At 61.0% G+C, this 1,111-nt stretch carries 1 protein-coding gene; it reads left to right on the forward strand.

The genetic code is table 11. From position 1 onward, the window contains the following. Positions 1-51: 51 nt before the first annotated feature. A complete protein-coding gene (locus tag BLW02_RS19445) occupies positions 52-1,071 on the forward strand; it encodes an IS30 family transposase (RefSeq protein ID WP_092701798.1) in 1,020 nt (339 codons plus the stop codon). The last annotated feature ends 40 nt before the right edge of the window (positions 1,072-1,111 follow it).

The raw sequence follows: 1,111 nt of genomic DNA on the forward strand, positions 1-1,111 counted from the left end.
GGCGGTCTCAAATCTGAAGTGCAACACCCTCACCGAGGGTAATGTACGCAAATGGGAACGAGATACGAGCACTTGCAGCCAGAAGACAGAGTGACGCTGGCATCGCTGCGCCAGCAGGGCTGGAGCATCAGGGCCATAGCCCGCCTTCAAGGCCGCAGCCCCAGCACCATCAGCCGCGAGTTGCGGCGCAACGCCTGCCATGGCAGTTACGCCAGCGCGCCTGCGCAGCGCCTGTGCCAGCAGCGTCGCCTTCAGGCCAGGCCATGCCCCAAACTGCACTGCGGCGGGACGTTGTGGACTCTTGTGACCACCATGCTGTGCTGGCTATGGTCGCCCCAGCAGATTGCACGCACACTCCAGCGCATGTATCCCCACGACCCAACCATGCATGCCTCACACGAGAGCATCTACACCGCCATCTATGCATACCCACGCGGTGAGTTGCGCCGCCAGCTCATCGCACTGCTGCGCCAAGGCAAGAGTACACGCCGCCCGCGTTCAGCAGGCTCTGATCGGCGTGGTCAGATTCCAGACATGGTCTCTATCCATGTTCGCCCACCCGAGGTCAATGATCGCGTGATCCCGGGGCATTGGGAGGGGGATCTGATCAAGGGTGCTGGCAACCAATCGGCGGTGGGTGTGCTGGTAGAGCGCTCAACGCGCTTGGTGCTGCTGTGCAAGATGCCTGACGCATCCGCAGACAGTGCGCTGGCCGCGTTCACCAACAAGCTGCGCCAGATCGCACAGCCGATGCGCCAGACGCTCACCTACGACCAGGGCAAGGAGATGGCCCGGCACAAGGAACTCGCCCAAGCCCTTGGCATGCGGGTGTACTTTTGTGATCCGCACAGCCCTTGGCAAAAAGGCAGTTGTGAGAACACGAATGGGCTGCTGCGCCAGCTCATGCCCAAGGGCACAGACCTGAGCGTGCATGACCAGGATGCGCTGGACTCCATGGCCGATCTGATGAACAACCGTCCTCGGCAGACGCTTGGCTGGGATTCTCCCTATCAGGCCTTCCAGCGATTCATGGCTGCTATCGCCGAGAAAAGCTCCGCTACCATTCATTGAATATCAACCAGCGGTGTTGCACTTCAGATTTGAGACCGCC

Origin of the sequence: Acidovorax soli (genome assembly GCF_900107605.1) — a bacterium.
GTDB classification, from domain to species: Bacteria; Pseudomonadota; Gammaproteobacteria; order Burkholderiales; family Burkholderiaceae_C; genus Acidovorax; species Acidovorax soli.